Raw genomic sequence first — 19,026 nt, forward strand, 5'->3', positions numbered from 1 at the left:
ATAAAACCAAGAAAACATTATCTTTAATATGGCTATCGCCACTCGCTTGTATCCTCCACCTGACTGTCGGTGAGGGTCTTACGCCCGATTAAGATAAGCAAATGTTCAATGTTTAACAATGGATTAGAGGTCAAGATTCAGGTCAGTGACTGCACCGGTTTCTGCACCTGAAGTCAGTTTGGCGAATTTGGCCAGCGCACCGTGAGTATAGTTTGGCTGAGGTTTGGTCCAGGCCGCTTGACGTGCGGCAATTTCTTCTTCCGCAACATGCCAGGTCATTTCCCGGGTTTCAGCATTAATTGAAATCTGATCACCATTTTGCACCAGACCAATCGGGCCGCCCTCATAAGCTTCTGGCGTCACATGACCAATCACGAAACCATGACTGCCGCCAGAGAAGCGTCCGTCAGTAATTAAAGCCACCGAAGCGCCCAGACCTTTACCAATAATCGCAGAAGTCGGTTTCAGCATTTCCGGCATGCCCGGACCACCTTTAGGGCCGACGCCACGAATCACCACCACTTCACCCGGCTGGACTTCGCCATCCAGAATCCCGCGCATGGCACCCTGCTCGCCTTCAAAGACCCGTGCCGGGCCAGCAAAATGCAGACCTTCCTTACCGGTAATCTTGGCCACAGCGCCCTTCGGCGACAGATTGCCTTTCAAAATCACCAGATGGGAATCTTTTTTCACGGGCGCATCAAAAGGCAGAATAATCTGCTGACCTTCCGGATAGTCCTGCACATCGGCCAGGTTTTCTGCCAGCGTCTTACCTGTGACCGTTAAACAGGACCCATCCAGCATGCCGGCATCCAGCATGCGCTTCATCAGTGGTTGAATCCCACCAATCGCAATCAGTTCTGACATTAAATATTTCCCGGATGGACGCACATCGGCCACCACCGGAATATCTTTGCCAATCCGCACGAAATCATCCAGACTCAATTCAACCCCTGCGGTATGCGCCATGGCTAGCAGATGTAACACGCCATTGGTTGAACCACCCAGCGCAATCAAGACCTTGATCGAATTTTCGAAAGCAGCCTTGGTCATGATGTCGCGCGGCTTGATATCCAGTCGTAACAGATTCATCACCGCTTCACCGGCACGGGCACAGTCGATTTTTTTGTCATCCGAAATCGCTTCCTGTGCCGAGGAACCCGGCAAGCTCATGCCGAGTGCTTCAATCGCAGAGGCCATCGAGTTAGCGGTATACATACCGCCACAAGAACCCGGACCCGGCAAAGACACTTCTTCAATATGCTTGACCTGAATCGCGTTGATTTCACCTTTGGCATACTGACCGACTGCTTCAAATACCGAAATCATGTCGGTATGGCCTTCGCCCGGTTTAATAGTGCCGCCATAAATAAACAACCCCGGACGGTTTAAGCGTGCCAACCCCATGATGCAGCCCGGCATGTTTTTATCACAACCACCAATCGCGATGACCCCATCATAAGCCTGGCAGCCCACGACCGTTTCAATCGAGTCTGCGATCACTTCCCGTGATAGCAGTGAATATTTCATGCCTTCCGTACCGTTGGAAATTCCGTCAGAAATGGTAATGGTATTGAAGATAATACCTTTGCCACCCGCCGCACTCACGCCCTGTTCGACTGTTCTGGCCAGACCATCAATATGCATATTACATGGCGTAACGTTGGCCCAGGTCGAAGCAATGCCAATAAATGGTCGGTTAAAATCTTCATCCTGAAAACCGGTGGCACGCATCATGGAACGTGCCGGTGCATTTTCAATGCCTTCATAGACAGGGGCTGAATGTTCGCGGATATTTTCTTTACTCATTATTTTATTCCTTGGCGATGACCAATTTTAAGCGTCGGTCTTGGACAATTTATTTTAATGTCATTGTATAGAAAGCATTCGGCATGTAAAAGAAATTACCCTATAGAAAAACATTTTGATGAATCCTTAAAAATTTGAATCACATGAGCGAGTGACATGGATGTCGCTGTTTTCCTGTGCAGCAAGGATGCTGCATCAGGAAAACAAAGGCGTTTTGTTACTTTTGCGCTGTCAAAAGTAAAACATTGTCTACGCAATATTATTGCAAAATCACAAAGTAAAATGCGACCGTGCTATTTTCAACAATTAATAAAAAAGCACCCCCGTCTGGAGTGCTTTTAAAATCTGTAAAATTACAAATTAGATATCACGTACCGCACCTTTCGAGGCACTGGTGGTATGCATCGCATACGCTTTCAGTGCTTTAGACACTTTACGCGGACGCTGTTCAGCAGGCTGCCAGCCTTTGGCTTCTTGTGCTTCACGACGTGCTGCCATAGTTGCATCATCCACCGCCAGGTGAATGGTACGGTTTGGAATATCAATTTCGATACGGTCGCCATCTTCAACCAGACCAATCGCACCGCCTTCTGCAGCTTCAGGCGACACGTGACCAATCGACAGACCAGATGAACCACCAGAGAAACGGCCATCCGTTAAAAGTGCACAGTCTTTACCCAAACCTTTCGATTTTAAGTAACTGGTTGGATACAGCATTTCTTGCATACCCGGACCACCACGTGGACCTTCATAGCGAATCACGACGACATCACCCGCAGTGATTTTACCACCCAGAATTGCTTCAACCGCAGCATCCTGACTTTCAAACACACGTGTAGTCCCGTTGAATTTCAGGATTGAGTCATCCACACCCGCTGTTTTTACGATACAGCCTTCTAGTGCGATATTGCCATAAAGTACTGCCAAGCCGCCATCTTGCGAGAATGCATTGGCTGCATTACGGATCACGCCATTGTCACGGTCGCCATCTAAGCGTGCATAATAACGGTCTTGCGAGAATGCCGTCTGAGTCGGTACACCACCCGGCGCTGACTTAAAGAATTGATAGACGTCTTCATCTTCAGTACGGATGATGTCCCATTTATCCAAGGCATCTTTTAAAGTTTTTTCATGGACCGTTGGAACAGAAGTATCCAGTAAGCCTGCACGATCCAGTTCGCCCAGAATCGACATGATGCCACCGGCACGGTGTACATCTTCCATATGCACGTCCTGCTTCGCCGGCGCAACCTTACAAAGAACTGGCACATTACGTGACAAACGATCGATATCAGTCATGGTAAAGTCGACTTCTGCCTCGTGTGCTGCTGCCAACAAATGTAGAACCGTATTGGTTGAACCACCCATGGAAATGTCTAAAGTCATCGCATTTTCAAACGCTGCTTTGGTCGCGATTGAACGTGGCAATAAGCTGTAGTCATTTTGCTCATAATGACGTTTAGTGATTTCAACAATCAATTGACCCGCACGCTCGAATAATTTTTTACGGTTGGCATGGGTTGCCAGCGTTGAACCATTGCCCGGAAGCGATAAACCAAGTGCTTCAGTCAAACAGTTCATCGAGTTTGCGGTAAACATGCCTGAACATGAACCACAGGTTGGGCAAGCTGAACGTTCATATTCAGCAACTTCTTCATCAGTGAAGCTGTCATCTGCTGCAACAATCATGGCATCAACCAGATCAATGGCTTTTTCATTGCCACGGATTTTGACCTTGCCCGCTTCCATTGGACCGCCAGAGACAAATACTACTGGAATGTTCAGACGCATCGCGGCCATTAACATGCCTGGGGTAATCTTGTCACAGTTCGAGATACATACCATCGCATCGGCACAATGGGCATTGACCATGTACTCGACCGAGTCTGCAATCAGGTCACGCGAAGGCAATGAATACAACATGCCATCATGACCCATCGCGATGCCGTCATCGACCGCAATAGTATTGAATTCTTTGGCCACGCCGCCTGACGCTTCAATTTGACGTGCCACCAGCTGACCCAGGTCTTTAAGATGCACATGACCCGGTACAAACTGGGTGAACGAGTTCACCACCGCAATAATCGGCTTACCGAAATCTTCATCTTTCATGCCGGTGGCACGCCATAAACCGCGTGCGCCAGCCATATTTCTTCCGTGTGTCGATGTTTTTGAACGATAGTCAGGCATTTTATATTTCCAACAAAGTTTGAGCTTGCAATGAATCGGGCAGATCCACTCTGGCTAAATCATACTGACAAGGAGCTTAAATCAGTTGAATTTTAAACCTATCATACTACAAGCCCTTGATTTACAAGATGGCCTTTTGGGTGTAGATACAGGCAAAAATGTCTATAGAGAGATTTGGATGATCTGACGATAAAAATTTCTTAATGAAATCTACTATACCGCCATCATCATCAGGACAATACAAAACTTTCATGAATAATTTTTACAATTTGCATGAGTTTTTTTTATATAAAAATTCCACTGAAATTCAAGCACTCACCAAGCTTCTCGGATAAGTTTTTGCAACGATTAGGCTGAAATTTGGCTTTTGGCTTATAATAGCTTTTAAGTTTATTTGGAATTTCATGTGTGAAGATCATATTTGCAGGCACACCAGAATTTGCAGCGACTGCATTGGCTGCGTTGCTTAGAACCGAACATGAAATTGTGGCGGTCTATACTCAACCGGACCGCAAGGCCGGACGTGGACAAAAGCTCACGGCATCTGCGGTGAAGCAGTTAGCGCTTGAACATCATCTTTCGGTCTATCAGCCTTTACATTTCAAGTCATCGACTGAAGAAGGTCTGGCGGCGCAAGCGGAACTTAAAGCCTTAAATGCAGATGTGATGGTGGTGGCAGCTTATGGCCTGATCCTGCCACAAGTGGTTCTGGATACGCCAAAATATGGTTGCCTGAATATTCATGGTTCGCTGTTGCCACGCTGGCGCGGTGCAGCCCCGATTCAGCGCGCGATTGCTACCGGCGATATCGAAACAGGTGTGACCATTATGAAAATGGCAGCCGGTCTGGATACCGGGGACATGATGTATAAAACACTGTGCCCGATTAGCGCCGAAGATACATCTGCCAGCCTGCATGACAAACTGGCGCTGCAAGGTGCTGAGGCGATTGTGGCCGTGCTCGAATCGGAACAGACTTTACAGCACTATCTTGAGACCCGTGAAGTTCAGGATGAAAATCTGACTGTCTACGCGCATAAACTGACAAAAGCCGAAGCACAAATTGACTGGACCCAGCCTGCAGCAGATATTGACCGTAATATTCGTGCCTTTAATCCCTGGCCAGTGGCATTCACCCCGCTAGATGACGGCAACAATTTACGCATCTGGAATTCATCACTTTCCACACAAAAGGCAAGCAATGCCCTGCCTAGTGAAGTGATTGCCCTGGATAAAGATGGCGTGCATGTGATGTGTGGTGATCAACATGCTATTTGCATCACCAATCTGCAATGGCCAGGTGGCAAAGCCCTGAATGCTGTTCAAATTAATCAAACTCAAAAACTATCGGTAGGATATAAATTCGCATGAGCCAAATTCAATCATCAGCTAAAAATTTGAATTTGCGCGCGCAAGTTGTAAAAACGCTATTGGCTGTACAAAATGGCCAATCACTTGCTTCTGTACTCAATCAACATATCAACATCGTATCTGAGCGTGACCGTGGTCTATATCATGAGTTAACTCTAGGCTGTTTACGTCAGTGGCATGGCCTGAAAGCCATCACTCTGCCGCTGTTAACCAAACCCCTGGATAACCAGGCTCTAGAAAGCTGCTTATATTTGGGTTTGTACCAGATTCTATGTACCCGTATTCCGGCACATGCTGCAATTTCAGAAACCGTCACTGCAGCCAAACAGCTGGGATTTGAACCTTTAAGCGGTCTGGTCAATGCGGTACTGCGTCGTGTTTCACGTGAAACAGAAGAATTTGACCTGGCTTTAAATCAGGCGCATGGCCTGCCAAGCTGGCTCTACAAGCGTTTAAAGAAAGACTGGCCGGAACAGCTTGCCGAGCTGTCACATGACTTGAAACAGATTGCGCCGCTTACCTTGCGTGTCAATATCAATCAGGTCAGCCGTGATGAATATCTGGAAATTCTGGAAGAAGAAGGCTATGAAGCACGTGCCTGTACTCTTTCTGAAGTTGGGATTGTACTGGAACAGAATGTGCATATTCCGAACCTGCCGGGCTATGAAGCCGGCGGTTTCTCGGTGCAGGATGAACATGCCCAGCTGTGTGCGACCTTAGTTCCTGACCTTGAAGGCAAAATCGTAGTAGATGCCTGCGCTGCGCCAGGGGGTAAGACTGCGCATATCTTGGAAAAATACAGCCCGAAAAAACTCTATGCCATTGATCAGGATGCTAAACGTTTAGTCCGTGTGGCAGAAAATCTGGAACGTTTACTGTTAACTGAATATGCCGACGTTGAAATTATCGCGGCTGATGCGATCACCTGGACCGCTCCGGAGCCGGTCGATTGTATCGTACTGGATGCACCATGCTCTGCAATTGGTGTGATCCGTCGTCATCCGGATATTCGCTTGTTACGTCACTCTACCGATATTCCGCAAACGGTACAGCTGCAAAAGCAGATTCTGGAAAATATGTGGCAGCAACTGAAAGTCGGTGGTACGTTGCTGTACATCACCTGTTCAATTCTGAAAGCCGAAAATGAACAACAGATGGTCGAGTTCTTTGCTCAACATGCCGATGCCAAAGAAATCAAAATCGAAGCCGATTGGGGCATCGAACAGATTCATGGCCGTCAATTGTTACCGAAAGCGGATCAAGGCGACGGCTTCTTCTATTGCCGTATTGAAAAAACGGCATAAATCATGCGTTTAAAATGAAAGGCAGCCTAAGCTGCCTTTTTTATATCTCGTGATTCAGTGAATATGAGGTTTATTGAATAAACTTAAAAATCACCAGACTGCTGGCCAATGCAGCCATGCCACTGACCAGCCCATATACCGTTTCATGTCCTTTGGCATAGCGTTTTGCCGTCGGCAATAATTCATCCAGTGCCAGATAAACCATCACGCCGCCAATCACCCCAAAGATCAGACCATAGACGGTTTCACTCATATAAGGTGCCAGAATAAAATAACCGAGCGCTGCCCCCAATGGTTCGGCCAGGCCCGAGACCAGACTGGCCCAGAGCGCATAATCTTTACGGCCGGTGGCCATATATACCGGCAAGGCAATCGCCACACCTTCTGGTACATTATGAATCGCAATTGCCACCGCCAGTGGCGCACCCAAAGCAGGGCTTTCCAGTGTGGCAAAAAACGTCGCCAGTCCTTCCGGTAGGTTATGTGCGCTAATCGCAAACAGGGTCAACATGCCGGTACGCAGTAATTGGGTTGAACTGACGCCCTTGGCAGAATGGGTTTCAATGGTGTCATGGGGATTCGGCACAAAGCGATCCAGCAATAACACCAGAACTACGCCCAGTAAAAAAGCAAAAGTGCCAAAGGCAAAACCGGTTTTTTCATCAAAATCCAGGCTAAAGGACGCGATCGATTTGTTCAGAATTTCGGTTAAAGAGACATAAATCATGGCCCCGGCAGCAAAGGCCAAACCAAAGGCTAGCAAACGGAAATTAGGTTTTTTTAAGAATAATACCAGTCCCCCACCCACCACGGTGGCCAGCCCGGCAAATAAAGTCACGGCAAAGGCTGTATGGACTTGTCCATCTGAAACGGAAATCATGTCAAAGCATCAGCCATTAAAAAAGTCATTATCATCAAGGATGATAATGACTTCTATTTATGGTAACAGTAGGTTTATGTGAAGATTTTTAGTCTTCTGGTTCTTCCGGATTCTTTGCCAGATGAATCACAGCCAGTACCAGACCACCCCATAATAAAACGATAGAGATGATCATCATGATTAGTGCAGATGTATTCATAGTCGCTCTCCTAGCTGTGACGATCTTTAATCAGGCTGAATAGAATGGCACCCAGAATAAAGAATGCCATTACTCCTCCACCTACCATCCATAGGGTACTGGCAGCATAGCCACCATAACCTTCTGCCATGATCGATTTCAGGGTCAGGCCCAATGCCAGCAATAATGACAAAGGCGTGATCACCGTTAGCATGAAGTTCCAACTGGCACCCAGTTTCACGCTGGCAAACTCATTCACATGGCCTTCCAGCTGTTTCATTAATGGACGACGGAACCACGACAACAGAATAATCGATAACAGACCGCCACCGACAATACCGATGTTATTGGCAAAGTAGTCGATGATATCGACAAAGGTAATGGCACTATGTGTCGAGAACATCAGGGTAGAAATCACTGCTGAACCACCAGCAATAATCGTCACTGACTTGTTCTTTGACCAGCCCAGTTTGTCCTGGAACGCAGCAATCGGAACTTGCAGGATACTGACCATCGAGGTAATACCAGCAACCGTCAATGAACCAAAGAACAGGAAACCGAACAGGTCACCACCTGCACCTAAACTGGAAATGATTTTCGGAAACGCAATAAAGGCCAGACCAATACCGCCAGATACCACATCTTCAACTTTCGCACCTGAGCTGAATGCCATAAAACCAAGCGCGGCAAAGACACCAATACCCGCCAGAATTTCAAAAGACGAGTTGGCCAATGCCACCACAATCCCTGAACCGGTCAGGTTAGTTTTGCGTTTCAGGTAAGATGCATAGGTCAACATGATCCCGAAGCCCACTGACAGTGAGAAGAAGATATGACCAAAAGCGGCTAACCAGACTTTATAGTTGGCCATCGCTTCCCAGTTCGGCGTGAAGAAAGCATTTAAACCATCGACTGCACCAGGTAAACGTACTGCCTGAATCACTAGGATCGTGAATAAAATCACCAGCAATGGCATAAAGATTTTATTCGCCAGTTCTACCCCACGGCGTACTCCACCGTAAAGAATCAGCATGACTGCTGCCCAAACGACCACCAGACCAAAGAACAGCACAGGTACAAAACCGAGCGTCAGACCCTCACCATTTTGTAGGTAAGTATTGAAGAAGAAGCCTTGGGTATCTGTGCCCCACTGCTGTCCAAAGGAATAGAACATATAGCTGCCAGCCCAGGACAAGACGCTGGCATAGTAAATCCCGATCACCAGAGTGACCATGACCTGCCACCAACCCAAGGATTCGGCATTCATGAGTTTTTTATAGGCCATAGGCGGTGCTTTACGGAACTTGTGTCCGACCGCATAGTCTAAAAACAATAAAGGTAAACCTGCTGCGAAAATCGCAATCAGATAGGGGATCAGGAATGCCCCGCCACCATTTTCATAGGCAACATAAGGGAAACGCCAGATATTCCCCAAGCCAACGGCGGAACCAATCGCTGCAATAATGAATCCTGATCGTGCGGACCAATTCTCACGAGTTTCTGTCATAGAACACCTAAACTTTTAACCCCTTTAGATGCTGCTTGTTATGGTTATGGCGCAAGCAAAAAAAGAAGCATTTTCAATAATTTTGGGTGTTTGAATTAGAGGGCACCTTGTGGGCGTCGAATTCTAATGTACAAACAGGTCAGCAGGTCTTACATCTTGCTTAAAGTCTGATCGAAAAACTGACCTTGTAGATGATTTAACAATACTGACTTTTTTAAATTTTTTCTGTAAATTCTGCTTAAAATATTCGTTATTTATAATCTATTCGAATTAAGCGTTCAATAATTCTGCAAAATAAGGCAGATTAAACAAGTTATATATTGACAAACTTTTTGGAATATATTTTTCTTAAGTTTTACTACAGGGTCGCTGTTTCAAAAAATGTATTCCAAGACTCTGATCCAGCATCTGTTTTTAGATCATTATTTGAAGATGAAACGGCTCATACTAAGGCACATGACCAAGCCGTGATATGGGAAATCAAATTCTCTCATGGAATTTTGACCTCTTTAAAAACCGGTTTAAATATCACAAGCAGATTTAAAAACCAGCCACCTGTGATATCGAAGCGATGAATTGAATATTCTGAACCTAGGCTTTAATCACCAGCATGCGCTCTTCCTGCATATCGCGAATGGCGGACTGAATTCCTTCACGACCCAGACCTGAATCTTTGACCCCGCCATAGGGCATGTTATCGACCCGGAAAGACGGAATATCATTGATAATGACACCGCCGACATGCAGATGATCCCAGGCATACAGCATCTTGTTCAGATTCTGAGTATACACTCCAGCTTGCAAGCCAAAACGGCTGCGGTTGATACAGGCAATACCGGATTCGAAATCAGCATACGCTTCCAGAATTGCCACCGGGCCAAAGGCTTCATCACGGTAGATTTCCAGACTGTGGTCTACATTTTCCAGCAAGGTCGGTGCGAACATCACACCATTCAATTCGCCTCCAATCAGGATTTTCGCGTCTTTTTTCACGGCTTTATCCAGCCATTTTTTCAGGCGTTTGGCTTCATCTTCCTTGATCATCGGACCAACCAAGGTTGTGCTCAGATTCGGATCAGCGGCTTTAATCGTTTTCAGTTTCGCCAGCAGTTTGTCCTTCACTTCAGTATAAATCTGCTGATGCACCAAAATGCGTTGCACACTGATACACACCTGTCCGGCATGGTTATACGCCCCGCCAATTAGACGGTTAATCAAGGCATCGTTAATTTCGGTATCTGGCTCAATCATGACAGCAGCATTGCCACCCAGCTCCAAGACCACTTTTTTACGACCGGCACGCGCTTTCATATCCCAGCCTACAGCATCGGAACCGGTAAAACTGAGTAATTTAAAACGCTCATCGGTGACCAGTAGATCAGCCAGCTCTCGCGGACAGGGCAATACCGAAAACGCACCTCGCGGTAAATCGGTTTCCGCCAGAATTTCAGCAATTTTTAAGGCAGAAATCGGGGTCAGGCTAGGCGGTTTCAGCACAAAGGGACAACCGGCTGCAATCGCAGGAGCAATTTTATGCGCGGTCAGATTTAAAGGAAAATTAAACGGACTGATCAAAGACACCGCACCAATCGGCACCTGTTTCACAATGCCCTGATAGCCGGATGCTGCTGCAGTCACGGCCAAAGGCAGCATACGTCCCTGATCAATCTGGGTCACGGCATCTGCGGCAATCTGGAAAGTATTAATCAGACGTTCAACTTCGGCTTCGGCTGCTTTACGCGGCTTGCCCCCTTCTGCAATCAGAATTTCGGTCAATTCTTCATGAATCTCACGAAAACGGCGTACGCAATGCAGCAGAATTTTCTGTTTCTGAAACGGCTCCAAGGCAGCCATTTCGGCTTCAGCATCTACGGCAGACTGAATCGCCTGTTCCAGTGTGTTGGCATCTGCCAAAGCGACACGGGCATACAGTTCGTGGTTATATTTATGTTTGACCTCTAACCATTCACCCGTCTGAACGGCCTGACCGGCGACATATAATGCATACTCTTTCGTTTGTTGTGTGCTTCTCGCTACCATCTTATTGTCCTGCAAAATCCAAGGATATACATTTTTGAAATTCTCTATATCATGCACTTGCTACTCCATATTAAGAAGATGTTTTTAAGTAACCAGACACCTCCAATTTTAATAAAGCTTTAGGGAATAGAGCCATGCGCGCAAAAATACTCACCACCTTATTATGTGGTTTTGGACTCAGTACGCTCAGTCATGCAGATGTGATCGGCGTGAAAGCGGATCTCAGTTACTGGGATTTTGACGGCTATAGTCAGGATAACAATTTCAAGCATGAGCTGGATCGACAAGGTACAGCACAACTATCTCTCGCTGTAGAACATCCAGTGCCATTGTTGCCAAATGCCAAGATTAAATACGTCAATCTGGACAGCAATAGCGAACAGAGTTCTCTTATCAATGCCTCAGAAATTGAGCTGAACAATATTGACTATATTCTGTATTATGAATTGCTAGATACCATTGTGCATGCGGATATAGGCGCAGGTTTAACCAATCTGGATGGTACGGTAAAAAACCTGACTGCCGGCGTTTTCACTCAATACGATCTGGATGAATATAGTCCACTGCTCTATGCAACAGCCGGGGTTAAATTGCCCTTTACCGGACTGAGTGCCCAAGCAGAAGCGGTTTACAGTCACGGCAGTGATACCCGAAAGACCGATGTACAAGCCGAACTGCAATATGATTTCATTGATAATCTGCTGGTCGATGTCGGTGCCAAAATCGGTTATCGCCTCATGCAGGTAGATTTTGAACAAGATCAACGTCCAGACTTACAGCTGGAATTTAAAGGCCCTTATATCGGTCTAGATGTGCATTTTTAATGCAATACAACTGGTTAAGCTTGCACAGCTCAATTTCTCTGCGCTGATGTAAGCCAAAGCGTACAGCAATAACCGCAATCTGCTGCTAGTGCGCCACCGGGATGTGTATTACTTTATAAACATAGAGAGCAGGATGCTCCGAAGACCTAAAAACAATAAGAACATCGCAACACCAGGACGTGAGGTACGACAGGAGTTATACCTAAATCACGAGATACGAAAAAGCCCCGACAGGATGTCGGGGCTTTTTTTTCTGCCTATTATTTTATTTATCATTGCTTAACAGTTCCGAGCTAAAACTCCAACATTGTAAGAATCGCCTTGTTGTTAAGCTAAAAATCCTCACATTTTTTTGGGAACAGCAATCATGGTAAAAAAGGTCCTCTTTATTACATCTAATCAAGGCATTGAACATGATGAACTCACTGAGCCTTTAAATTTTCTAAAGTCCAAAGGGTTTGAAGTGATTCATGCTGCCGAAAAAAATGAAGATGTCGCGACGGTCAAAGGTGATACCAAAGCTGCCACCCAATATACGCCGGATACCAGTCTTGAACACGTCGATCTGAATGATTATGATCTTTTGGTGATTCCCGGCGGTACAGTCAACGCGGATACCTTGAGAATCAATCAGGATGCGCAAAAAATCATTCAGCATTTTGCCGACAATCACAAACCGATTGCCGCGATCTGTCATGGGCCATGGACTTTGATTGATGCACAGCGTATCAAAGACAAGAATCTGACTTCCTATAAGAGCATCAAGCTGGATCTGGAAAATGCCGGCGGGAAATGGGTCGATGAAGAAGTCCATCGCTGCAATACCGGTGACTGGGTACTGATTACTTCACGCAATCCGGACGATTTACCGGCTTTCAATGAAGCGATTTTAAAAGAACTTGAAGGCGATGCTGCCTAAGCTCATACCATAAAAAAAGAACCTCAGCATTGAGGTTCTTTTTTATATTCAGACACCACCGGCCAGACTTTTCAGATAAGCCACAACGTCTTTATTGCCGGCCATTTCTGCCAGTTCTAAAGCAGTATTTGGACTACGATGCGCAATATCTGCGCCTTTGCTGACCAAGAGTTTGACCACTTCCAGATGATCATTTTCAGCAGCAGCCTGTAAGGCGCTATAGCCTTCTTCATCGGCAGAATTGACGTCCAGACCTTCCTGTAAACCCTGTTCGACCTGTTCAACATCGCCTAAAGATGCCCAGTACACCAGTTCAGGAAGATGAAATTCTTCATCATCTTCAGGGATTGGGGAGATTGAATTGAGTTTCATAATGAGATCAAATTTATTATTTATTAATAAATATTTTACAATAGACCTCTTGCGTTAGTCAAAATTTAATCAGTGATAAGCGTTGATTTTTAAATAAATATCAAAGTCTAAAATAATACTTTCGCAAGAGGTCTAATGTCAAAAAGTTAATTTCTATTGTATTTCATTATGAATATTATCTAATCTGACGGTCTGTTCTTTAATTTGGGACAGTCTTGTATAGTTACCTACAACTGCTAAACCTAAAATACTGATAATCAACCAAGCAGTCCAATCTGCTAACTCCACTACATCGTTAGCTTCTATGTCAGACCAATATGCTCTATGTAAAGCTTTAGATCTTTTCTTATACATTTTTTTAATTTTAGATTTTACCTCTCTATAATTTTCAATATCATGGATTCGATAACCACCATATACCAATATACAGGCAAGACCTTTTGCATTTGATTCAGATATTTCATCTTGTGTAATAGAGAAGAAGCACTCAATACATGACCATAATTTAATAAATTTCATAGTATCATTATTATCTTTTGTAGCTTCACAAAACCAATATACAGATTTAATAATCGCATCTTCTACTTCGGTTTTTAATTCTTTTTCTAAAATAGTAAAAAACTCATCAAAGAATAAATTGGTTTTAAAGTGTTTTAATATTTCTAAATCAATTTCAGCATTGGAAAATTTAGGAAATGAATAAGAAAAACTTCCATATTGACTTTCGTTTGCCCACTGTAAACGAAGGTTACGAGATTTATGGCTAGAAGAAGAATTTAAAGCTTGAATCCTATAATTTAATAGATCTCTTGCGAAAGTCATTATTGCAAGTTTATCCGGTTTACGAGTGCAGCAATTAAGTTAATGCGTAAGCCGAATCTTTTCCGTCTATTTCGATAGCGTTCACTTAATATTCTAAATGTTTTCAATTGACTATTAATGTGTTCGATCACAACTCGTATTTTTTCAATCATTTTATTGTACTTTTTCTCAACATCAAATAAGGGTAAATTCTTCTTTTTCTTTATTGGCATCAATAATTTAAAGCCATCTTGCTCTAATCCGTAGTACCCTAGATCAGTCATAACATATTCACAATGTTTGAATTTCTTAACCGTTTTTCTTGCCAATTTAATGTCATGCTGACTGCCATTCGATATATCTAGCCCTATGATTTGTTTGCTGTTCGGATGATAGATCACTTGTACTTTTAGCGTATATTTCTTCTTTTTACCACTGTAGAATTTACTCTGATTTTTTTTTCGGACGTTCTATTGAACATTCTGTCGCATCAATAATTACCCAGTTAAAGTGTTCGTCTGCCGTGGTAATGCTTCGTTTTGGCAGAGTAAAACGTCTTGATTTCATCAATGCATCTTCAACCTTTTTAATGGTTCGATTCACATTACTTTCAGCGATATGGTAATTTGCCGCTAATTCCAGTTGAGTGCTGTAGTTCCGTAAGTAATTGAGAGTTAATAACAACTGATCCTCTATATCTAAAGTATGAGGACGACCTGATTTCTTTTTGAGTGATTCTGCTTTTTCTAAAACCTCTACCATTTCAGTAAAAACATGTCGAGGTACGCCAACCAAGCGTTTGAATTCAGAATCTGAAAAACGATTTAATTTCTGATATCTCATGAAATTTATATTGAGGTGGTTTTTACTTTCGCAAGAGGTCTAATATTGATTTTTTATTTATAGTTTGCAAACAGATACTCAAAAAACTAGTAATTAGATTAGCTTTGTAATCAAATTTATGTTCTACCTGCTTCTTACTTCCTTTTTCACTTCCACAAATCCATAGATAATCTTTCATCATCTCATAAAAATCAGCTTCTTCTTTTCCATAGGCTTTAAGAAATGTTGAAAAATCAGAAGAAATTATTTTATATTCTCCACAGTTTAATTGTTCTATGCCGTTAAGCTTTATACCTTCACAGCAGTTAATATTATTAAATACTCTTATTTCTTTCTTTGATAACTCATAGACATCATCTATCATATTTTCTGGAGATTTTTTATTTAGGATATAGTCAGCATATATTTTTTTAACATTCGAGAAAATCTCAGAAAAAGTGATGTAATCTTCTAAATCATAATAAACAATCAATTCACTGGTGATGGACCTTAAAGTGTTTCTTGTATCAGTAGTAATGAAAATTGTTTTTTCTTTTGATAAAGTCAGCTCTTGTCCAAAATAATCATCAAGATTTTTTTATATCATCAAAGCTATTTATCTTTACGAAAGCTTGCAACTTAAACAATGAGTTAACCATTCTTTGCAATATTCTTTTAGCTTTACTTCTATTCATAAAATTTATTAAATTTAAAGTGTATATATCATTCTAAATAGTATACCTCTTATAAAAAAGCCCCCTTTCGGAGGCTTCTTTTTAAAACTCAAATTCTTAAGCTTTAGACACTGCTGGCTCGACTGAACCAATCTTTTCAGATTCATCGTCATGCATGATCAAGGCAACCGCAATTGCAGTGATCAGCACCGGCAAACCGACTGCCATAAAGTTGAAGTAAGCAGGCAGGTTCATACCCAGTAAGCCACCAATCAGGATCGGCCCTACAATCGCACCCATACGACCAATCGCAGAAGACCAGCCAATACCTGTTGAACGTACTGCAAGCGGGTAGAACTGCGCCACATAGCTATACAGCAACATTTGTGAACCAATTGACGCTGCACCCGCCAGGAACACCAGGATGTAAAGCAAGAACTGGTTAGATGCAAAGCCCATTGAGCTCATTACAATCGCACCCATCATACCCAGAACCATCAGTACCGGTTTCAGGTGGAAACGATCCGCCAGAATACCACCACCTACAATACCTACAACCGCACCCACGTTCATCACCATCATGAACATCAGGCTGTTGTCCATCGAGTAGCCCGCTGCCATCATCAACTTCGGTAACCAGCTGCTAAGTGCATACATAGTTAACAGGCAAGTAAAGAATGCGACCCAGAACAGTAAAGTATTGACCGCACGACCACGACGGAACAAGCTGACCACGTTCGCTGCTTCAGGCACATTTTCCTGTGGCAAAGTAAGTACCGTGTTATCCGTTACTGTCAGATTTGGCGCCAGACGACGTACGATTTGGCGTGCTTCAGCCTGCTTGTTCTGCTTCACAATAAATGCCAGCGATTCAGGCAGGAATTTCCAGATTACCGGTAATAAAAATAATGGAATACCCGCGATAAAGAACATGATTTCCCAACCAAAACTTGGGGTAAACCATGAACCCAATAACGCAGCCATTACACCACCAACGGCATAACCACTAAACATAGTGGTTACCAGGGTACTACGCATTTTTTGTGGAGCATATTCCGAAGTCAATGCCACCAGGTTTGGCATTACACCACCAATACCAAGACCGGCAAGGAAACGTAAAATACCGAATTCGGTTGGATTTGAGGCAAAGCCACCCGCAAAAGTTAAACCACTGAATAATACAATACAGATCATGATTACTTTCTTACGACCGATCTTGTCCGCCAGGGAACCAAAGATCATCGCACCAAACATCATGCCGGCCAGTGCGGTACTTGCAAGCATGCCCGCCTGCACTGCACTCAAGCCCCAGTCTTGCATCAATAATGGTAAAACTACACCATTGATTGCCAGATCGTAGCCATCAAATAAGATAATGAGTAAACACCAAGCAACTACATTGAAGTGGAAAGGCGTGAATTTCGCATTATCGACTACAGAATTTACATCTATTTTTTCCGTTGTCATCGTTCTCATCTCCCATGAGTACTTGTCCATAACATCTTGTTGAAGATTGAAGACAATCTTCAATTGTCAGGCAATATACGCAAGCGGGATTTAAGGCACAATAAGACTAATTGATATTCGGCTATGGACTCAGAAATGTCATTTATTTACGTGATATGTCACATTATTGATAATATAAGATTTTGAATAATTTATATTTATTTTAAAATTGGCTTAATTTTCTAGCAATTTTAATTGCTTATTTTTTTGATCAATTGAATATTGCTTTAATTTGATATACCAGATAAGCAAAAACCCCTTTAAATAAAGAGGTTTTTGCAAATTCAGCAGGTGGCTTTATCGCAGCCATCATGCTGCATCAGGTTTTAATCGACTTGAGTTTCTGTTCGGCACGCAAGGTTTCGGCATTTCTTTCTGCATTGAGGTCTTTACGCACAATCATGGAAACAGCAATTGCACCAATCAATGCCGGAATAGCCACCGCAATAAAGTTAAACTTGTGCGGTAATTCCATGCCCAGCAGGAAACCAATAAAGATTGGGCCTACAATCGCACCGACACGTCCCACAGCCGATGCACAGCCAATCCCGGTCGAACGAATCGACATTGGATAATACTGCGCCACAAAGCTGTAGAGCAAAATACTACTGCCAATTGCAGAAGCACCCGCGAGCGCCACCAGCAAGTAAATAACCGCTTGTGGTGAATTGAAGCCAAGGCCAACCAGTGATACCGCACCGAGCAGGAACATGCCGATAATAACCGGTTTCAAATGGAACCGGTCTGCCAGAATACCGCCACCAATGGTACCAATGACTGCACCAATATTCATGGCCATCAGGAACATCAAACTGTTGCCTAGCGAATATCCGGCTGCCATCATCAGTTTCGGCAACCAGCTGCCCAAGGCATAAACCATCAACAGGCACATAAAGAAGCACGACCAGAACAGCAAGGTACTCATGCTACGGCCCTGCTTGAAGAGTGCTGCAATTGAGGCTTCTGAGGTTTGTACTTCATTCAGCACAAACTGGGTATCTGCATTCAGATTCTGTTCTGGACTGAGCTGTTGCACAATATGGCGGGCTTTTTCATTTTGCTGTTTTTTCACCAGAAAAGTTAAAGATTCTGGCAAATAAAACCATAAAATCGGCAAGATTAACAATGGAATACCGGCGATATAGAACATGATTTCCCAACCAAAACTTGGAGTAAACCAGGCCCCAAGCAAGGCTGCCATAATCCCGCCCACCGCATAACCACTAAACATGGTGGTCACCAAGGTACTGCGCATTTTTTGGGGCGCATATTCAGAGGTTAAAGCAACCAGATTAGGCAATACTCCACCAATTCCTAGACCTGCAATAAATCGCAAAATTCCGAATTCGGTTGGGTTCGAGGCGAAACCGCCCCAAAAAGTAAAACCACTGAATAAGGTGACACAAATCAGAATCACATTTTTTCGGCCAATTTTATCAGCCAGCATGCCAAACAGCATGGCACCAAACATCATGCCGGCCAAAGCAGTACTGGCCAGCATGCCAGCCTGCACTGCAGACATATTCCATTCTTGCATTAGTAGTGGCAGGGCTACACCGTTAATTGCCAAATCATAACCGTCAAAAATCACGATAAATACGCACCAAAGTACGACTTTTAAATGAAAGGGTTTAAACTTTGCAGTATCCACTACAGCATTTACATTTACTGTATTTATAGTCACGCCTCACCTCCTGTGAGTTGTTATTCGTTGTTTTTAGCACGACACATGACACTAACTCTTATTTATTATTTTTAATGATTCTTATCGCCATGTTTTCGCAACAACTTAGTTCAACACAGCTATTTTTGAGACAGTATGCGACTAA

The 19,026-nt window shown here is 43.8% G+C and carries 16 protein-coding genes; 4 read left to right on the plus strand and 12 right to left on the minus strand.

The annotated features are described in order from the left end of the window. Positions 1-123: 123 nt before the first annotated feature. Together ilvD (I6L24_RS03730) and ilvD (I6L24_RS03735) are read right to left on the minus strand one after the other, a co-directional pair. A complete protein-coding gene (gene ilvD, locus I6L24_RS03730) occupies positions 124-1,809 on the minus strand; it encodes a dihydroxy-acid dehydratase (protein ID WP_216986452.1) in 1,686 nt (561 codons plus the stop codon). A 360-nt stretch (positions 1,810-2,169) separates the two neighbouring features. Then, positions 2,170-3,999, minus strand: coding sequence for a dihydroxy-acid dehydratase (ilvD, locus tag I6L24_RS03735; RefSeq protein WP_216986453.1), 1,830 nt, complete (start codon positions 3,997-3,999; stop codon positions 2,170-2,172). 408 nt (positions 4,000-4,407) lie between these two features. Between ilvD (I6L24_RS03735) and fmt the strand changes: the two genes are divergently transcribed. Both fmt and rsmB read left to right on the plus strand, forming a co-directional pair. Beyond that, on the plus strand, positions 4,408-5,370 hold the full coding sequence (gene fmt / locus I6L24_RS03740; protein ID WP_004647691.1) for a methionyl-tRNA formyltransferase: 963 nt from the start codon (positions 4,408-4,410) through the stop codon (positions 5,368-5,370). Then, positions 5,367-6,674, plus strand: coding sequence for a 16S rRNA (cytosine(967)-C(5))-methyltransferase RsmB (gene rsmB, locus I6L24_RS03745; RefSeq protein WP_004280818.1), 1,308 nt, complete (start codon positions 5,367-5,369; stop codon positions 6,672-6,674). The genes fmt and rsmB overlap by 4 nt, the downstream gene beginning before the upstream one ends. A 70-nt stretch (positions 6,675-6,744) precedes the next feature. On the opposite strand, the gene zupT is transcribed toward rsmB, so the two are convergent. From zupT to I6L24_RS03765, 4 genes are all read right to left on the minus strand, one after another. Further along, positions 6,745-7,554, minus strand: coding sequence for a zinc transporter ZupT (gene zupT, locus I6L24_RS03750; protein ID WP_004280816.1), 810 nt, complete (start codon positions 7,552-7,554; stop codon positions 6,745-6,747). A gap of 88 nt (positions 7,555-7,642) precedes the next feature. Beyond that, a complete protein-coding gene (locus I6L24_RS03755) occupies positions 7,643-7,753 on the minus strand; it encodes a methionine/alanine import family NSS transporter small subunit (protein ID WP_004647694.1) in 111 nt (36 codons plus the stop codon). Positions 7,754-7,763: 10 nt separating this feature from the next. Then, positions 7,764-9,239, minus strand: a complete 1,476-nt coding sequence (locus tag I6L24_RS03760) for a sodium-dependent transporter (RefSeq protein ID WP_004280815.1) — start codon at positions 9,237-9,239, stop codon at positions 7,764-7,766. 591 nt (positions 9,240-9,830) lie between these two features. Next, positions 9,831-11,279, minus strand: coding sequence for an aldehyde dehydrogenase family protein (locus tag I6L24_RS03765; protein WP_086044922.1), 1,449 nt, complete (start codon positions 11,277-11,279; stop codon positions 9,831-9,833). Between the two features lie 134 nt (positions 11,280-11,413). Here I6L24_RS03765 and I6L24_RS03770 point away from each other — a divergent pair, with 134 nt between their 5' ends. Both I6L24_RS03770 and I6L24_RS03775 read left to right on the plus strand, forming a co-directional pair. Beyond that, a complete protein-coding gene (locus I6L24_RS03770) occupies positions 11,414-12,103 on the plus strand; it encodes a TIGR04219 family outer membrane beta-barrel protein (protein ID WP_086044264.1) in 690 nt (229 codons plus the stop codon). A gap of 367 nt (positions 12,104-12,470) precedes the next feature. Next, positions 12,471-13,022, plus strand: a complete 552-nt coding sequence (locus I6L24_RS03775) for a type 1 glutamine amidotransferase domain-containing protein (protein WP_005264505.1) — start codon at positions 12,471-12,473, stop codon at positions 13,020-13,022. Positions 13,023-13,070: 48 nt separating this feature from the next. Here I6L24_RS03775 and I6L24_RS03780 read toward each other — a convergent pair whose 3' ends face one another. From I6L24_RS03780 to I6L24_RS03805, 6 genes are all read right to left on the minus strand, one after another. Beyond that, a complete protein-coding gene (locus I6L24_RS03780; RefSeq protein ID WP_086044263.1) occupies positions 13,071-13,394 on the minus strand; it encodes an ankyrin repeat domain-containing protein in 324 nt (107 codons plus the stop codon). 153 nt (positions 13,395-13,547) lie between these two features. Continuing rightward, positions 13,548-14,216 carry a HEPN domain-containing protein gene (locus I6L24_RS03785; RefSeq protein ID WP_086044262.1) on the minus strand — a complete coding sequence of 223 codons (669 nt, stop codon included), beginning with the start codon at positions 14,214-14,216 and terminating at the stop codon, positions 13,548-13,550. Then, a protein-coding gene (locus I6L24_RS03790; RefSeq protein WP_101627170.1) for an IS5 family transposase occupies positions 14,216-15,038 on the minus strand; the annotation gives its coding sequence in 2 pieces (ribosomal slippage) (positions 14,216-14,656 and positions 14,658-15,038; 822 coding nt in all). The genes I6L24_RS03785 and I6L24_RS03790 overlap by 1 nt, the downstream gene beginning before the upstream one ends. 22 nt (positions 15,039-15,060) lie before the next feature. Beyond that, a complete protein-coding gene (locus I6L24_RS03795) occupies positions 15,061-15,510 on the minus strand; it encodes a hypothetical protein (RefSeq protein WP_086044261.1) in 450 nt (149 codons plus the stop codon). Positions 15,511-15,808: 298 nt separating this feature from the next. Further along, positions 15,809-17,158, minus strand: a complete 1,350-nt coding sequence (locus tag I6L24_RS03800) for an aromatic acid/H+ symport family MFS transporter (protein ID WP_086044260.1) — start codon at positions 17,156-17,158, stop codon at positions 15,809-15,811. 358 nt (positions 17,159-17,516) lie between these two features. After that, positions 17,517-18,881, minus strand: a complete 1,365-nt coding sequence (locus tag I6L24_RS03805; RefSeq protein WP_086044259.1) for an MFS transporter — start codon at positions 18,879-18,881, stop codon at positions 17,517-17,519. Between the last annotated feature and the right edge of the window lie 145 nt (positions 18,882-19,026).

This window comes from Acinetobacter lwoffii, from assembly GCF_019048525.1.
Classification (GTDB): domain Bacteria; phylum Pseudomonadota; class Gammaproteobacteria; order Pseudomonadales; family Moraxellaceae; genus Acinetobacter; species Acinetobacter lwoffii_K.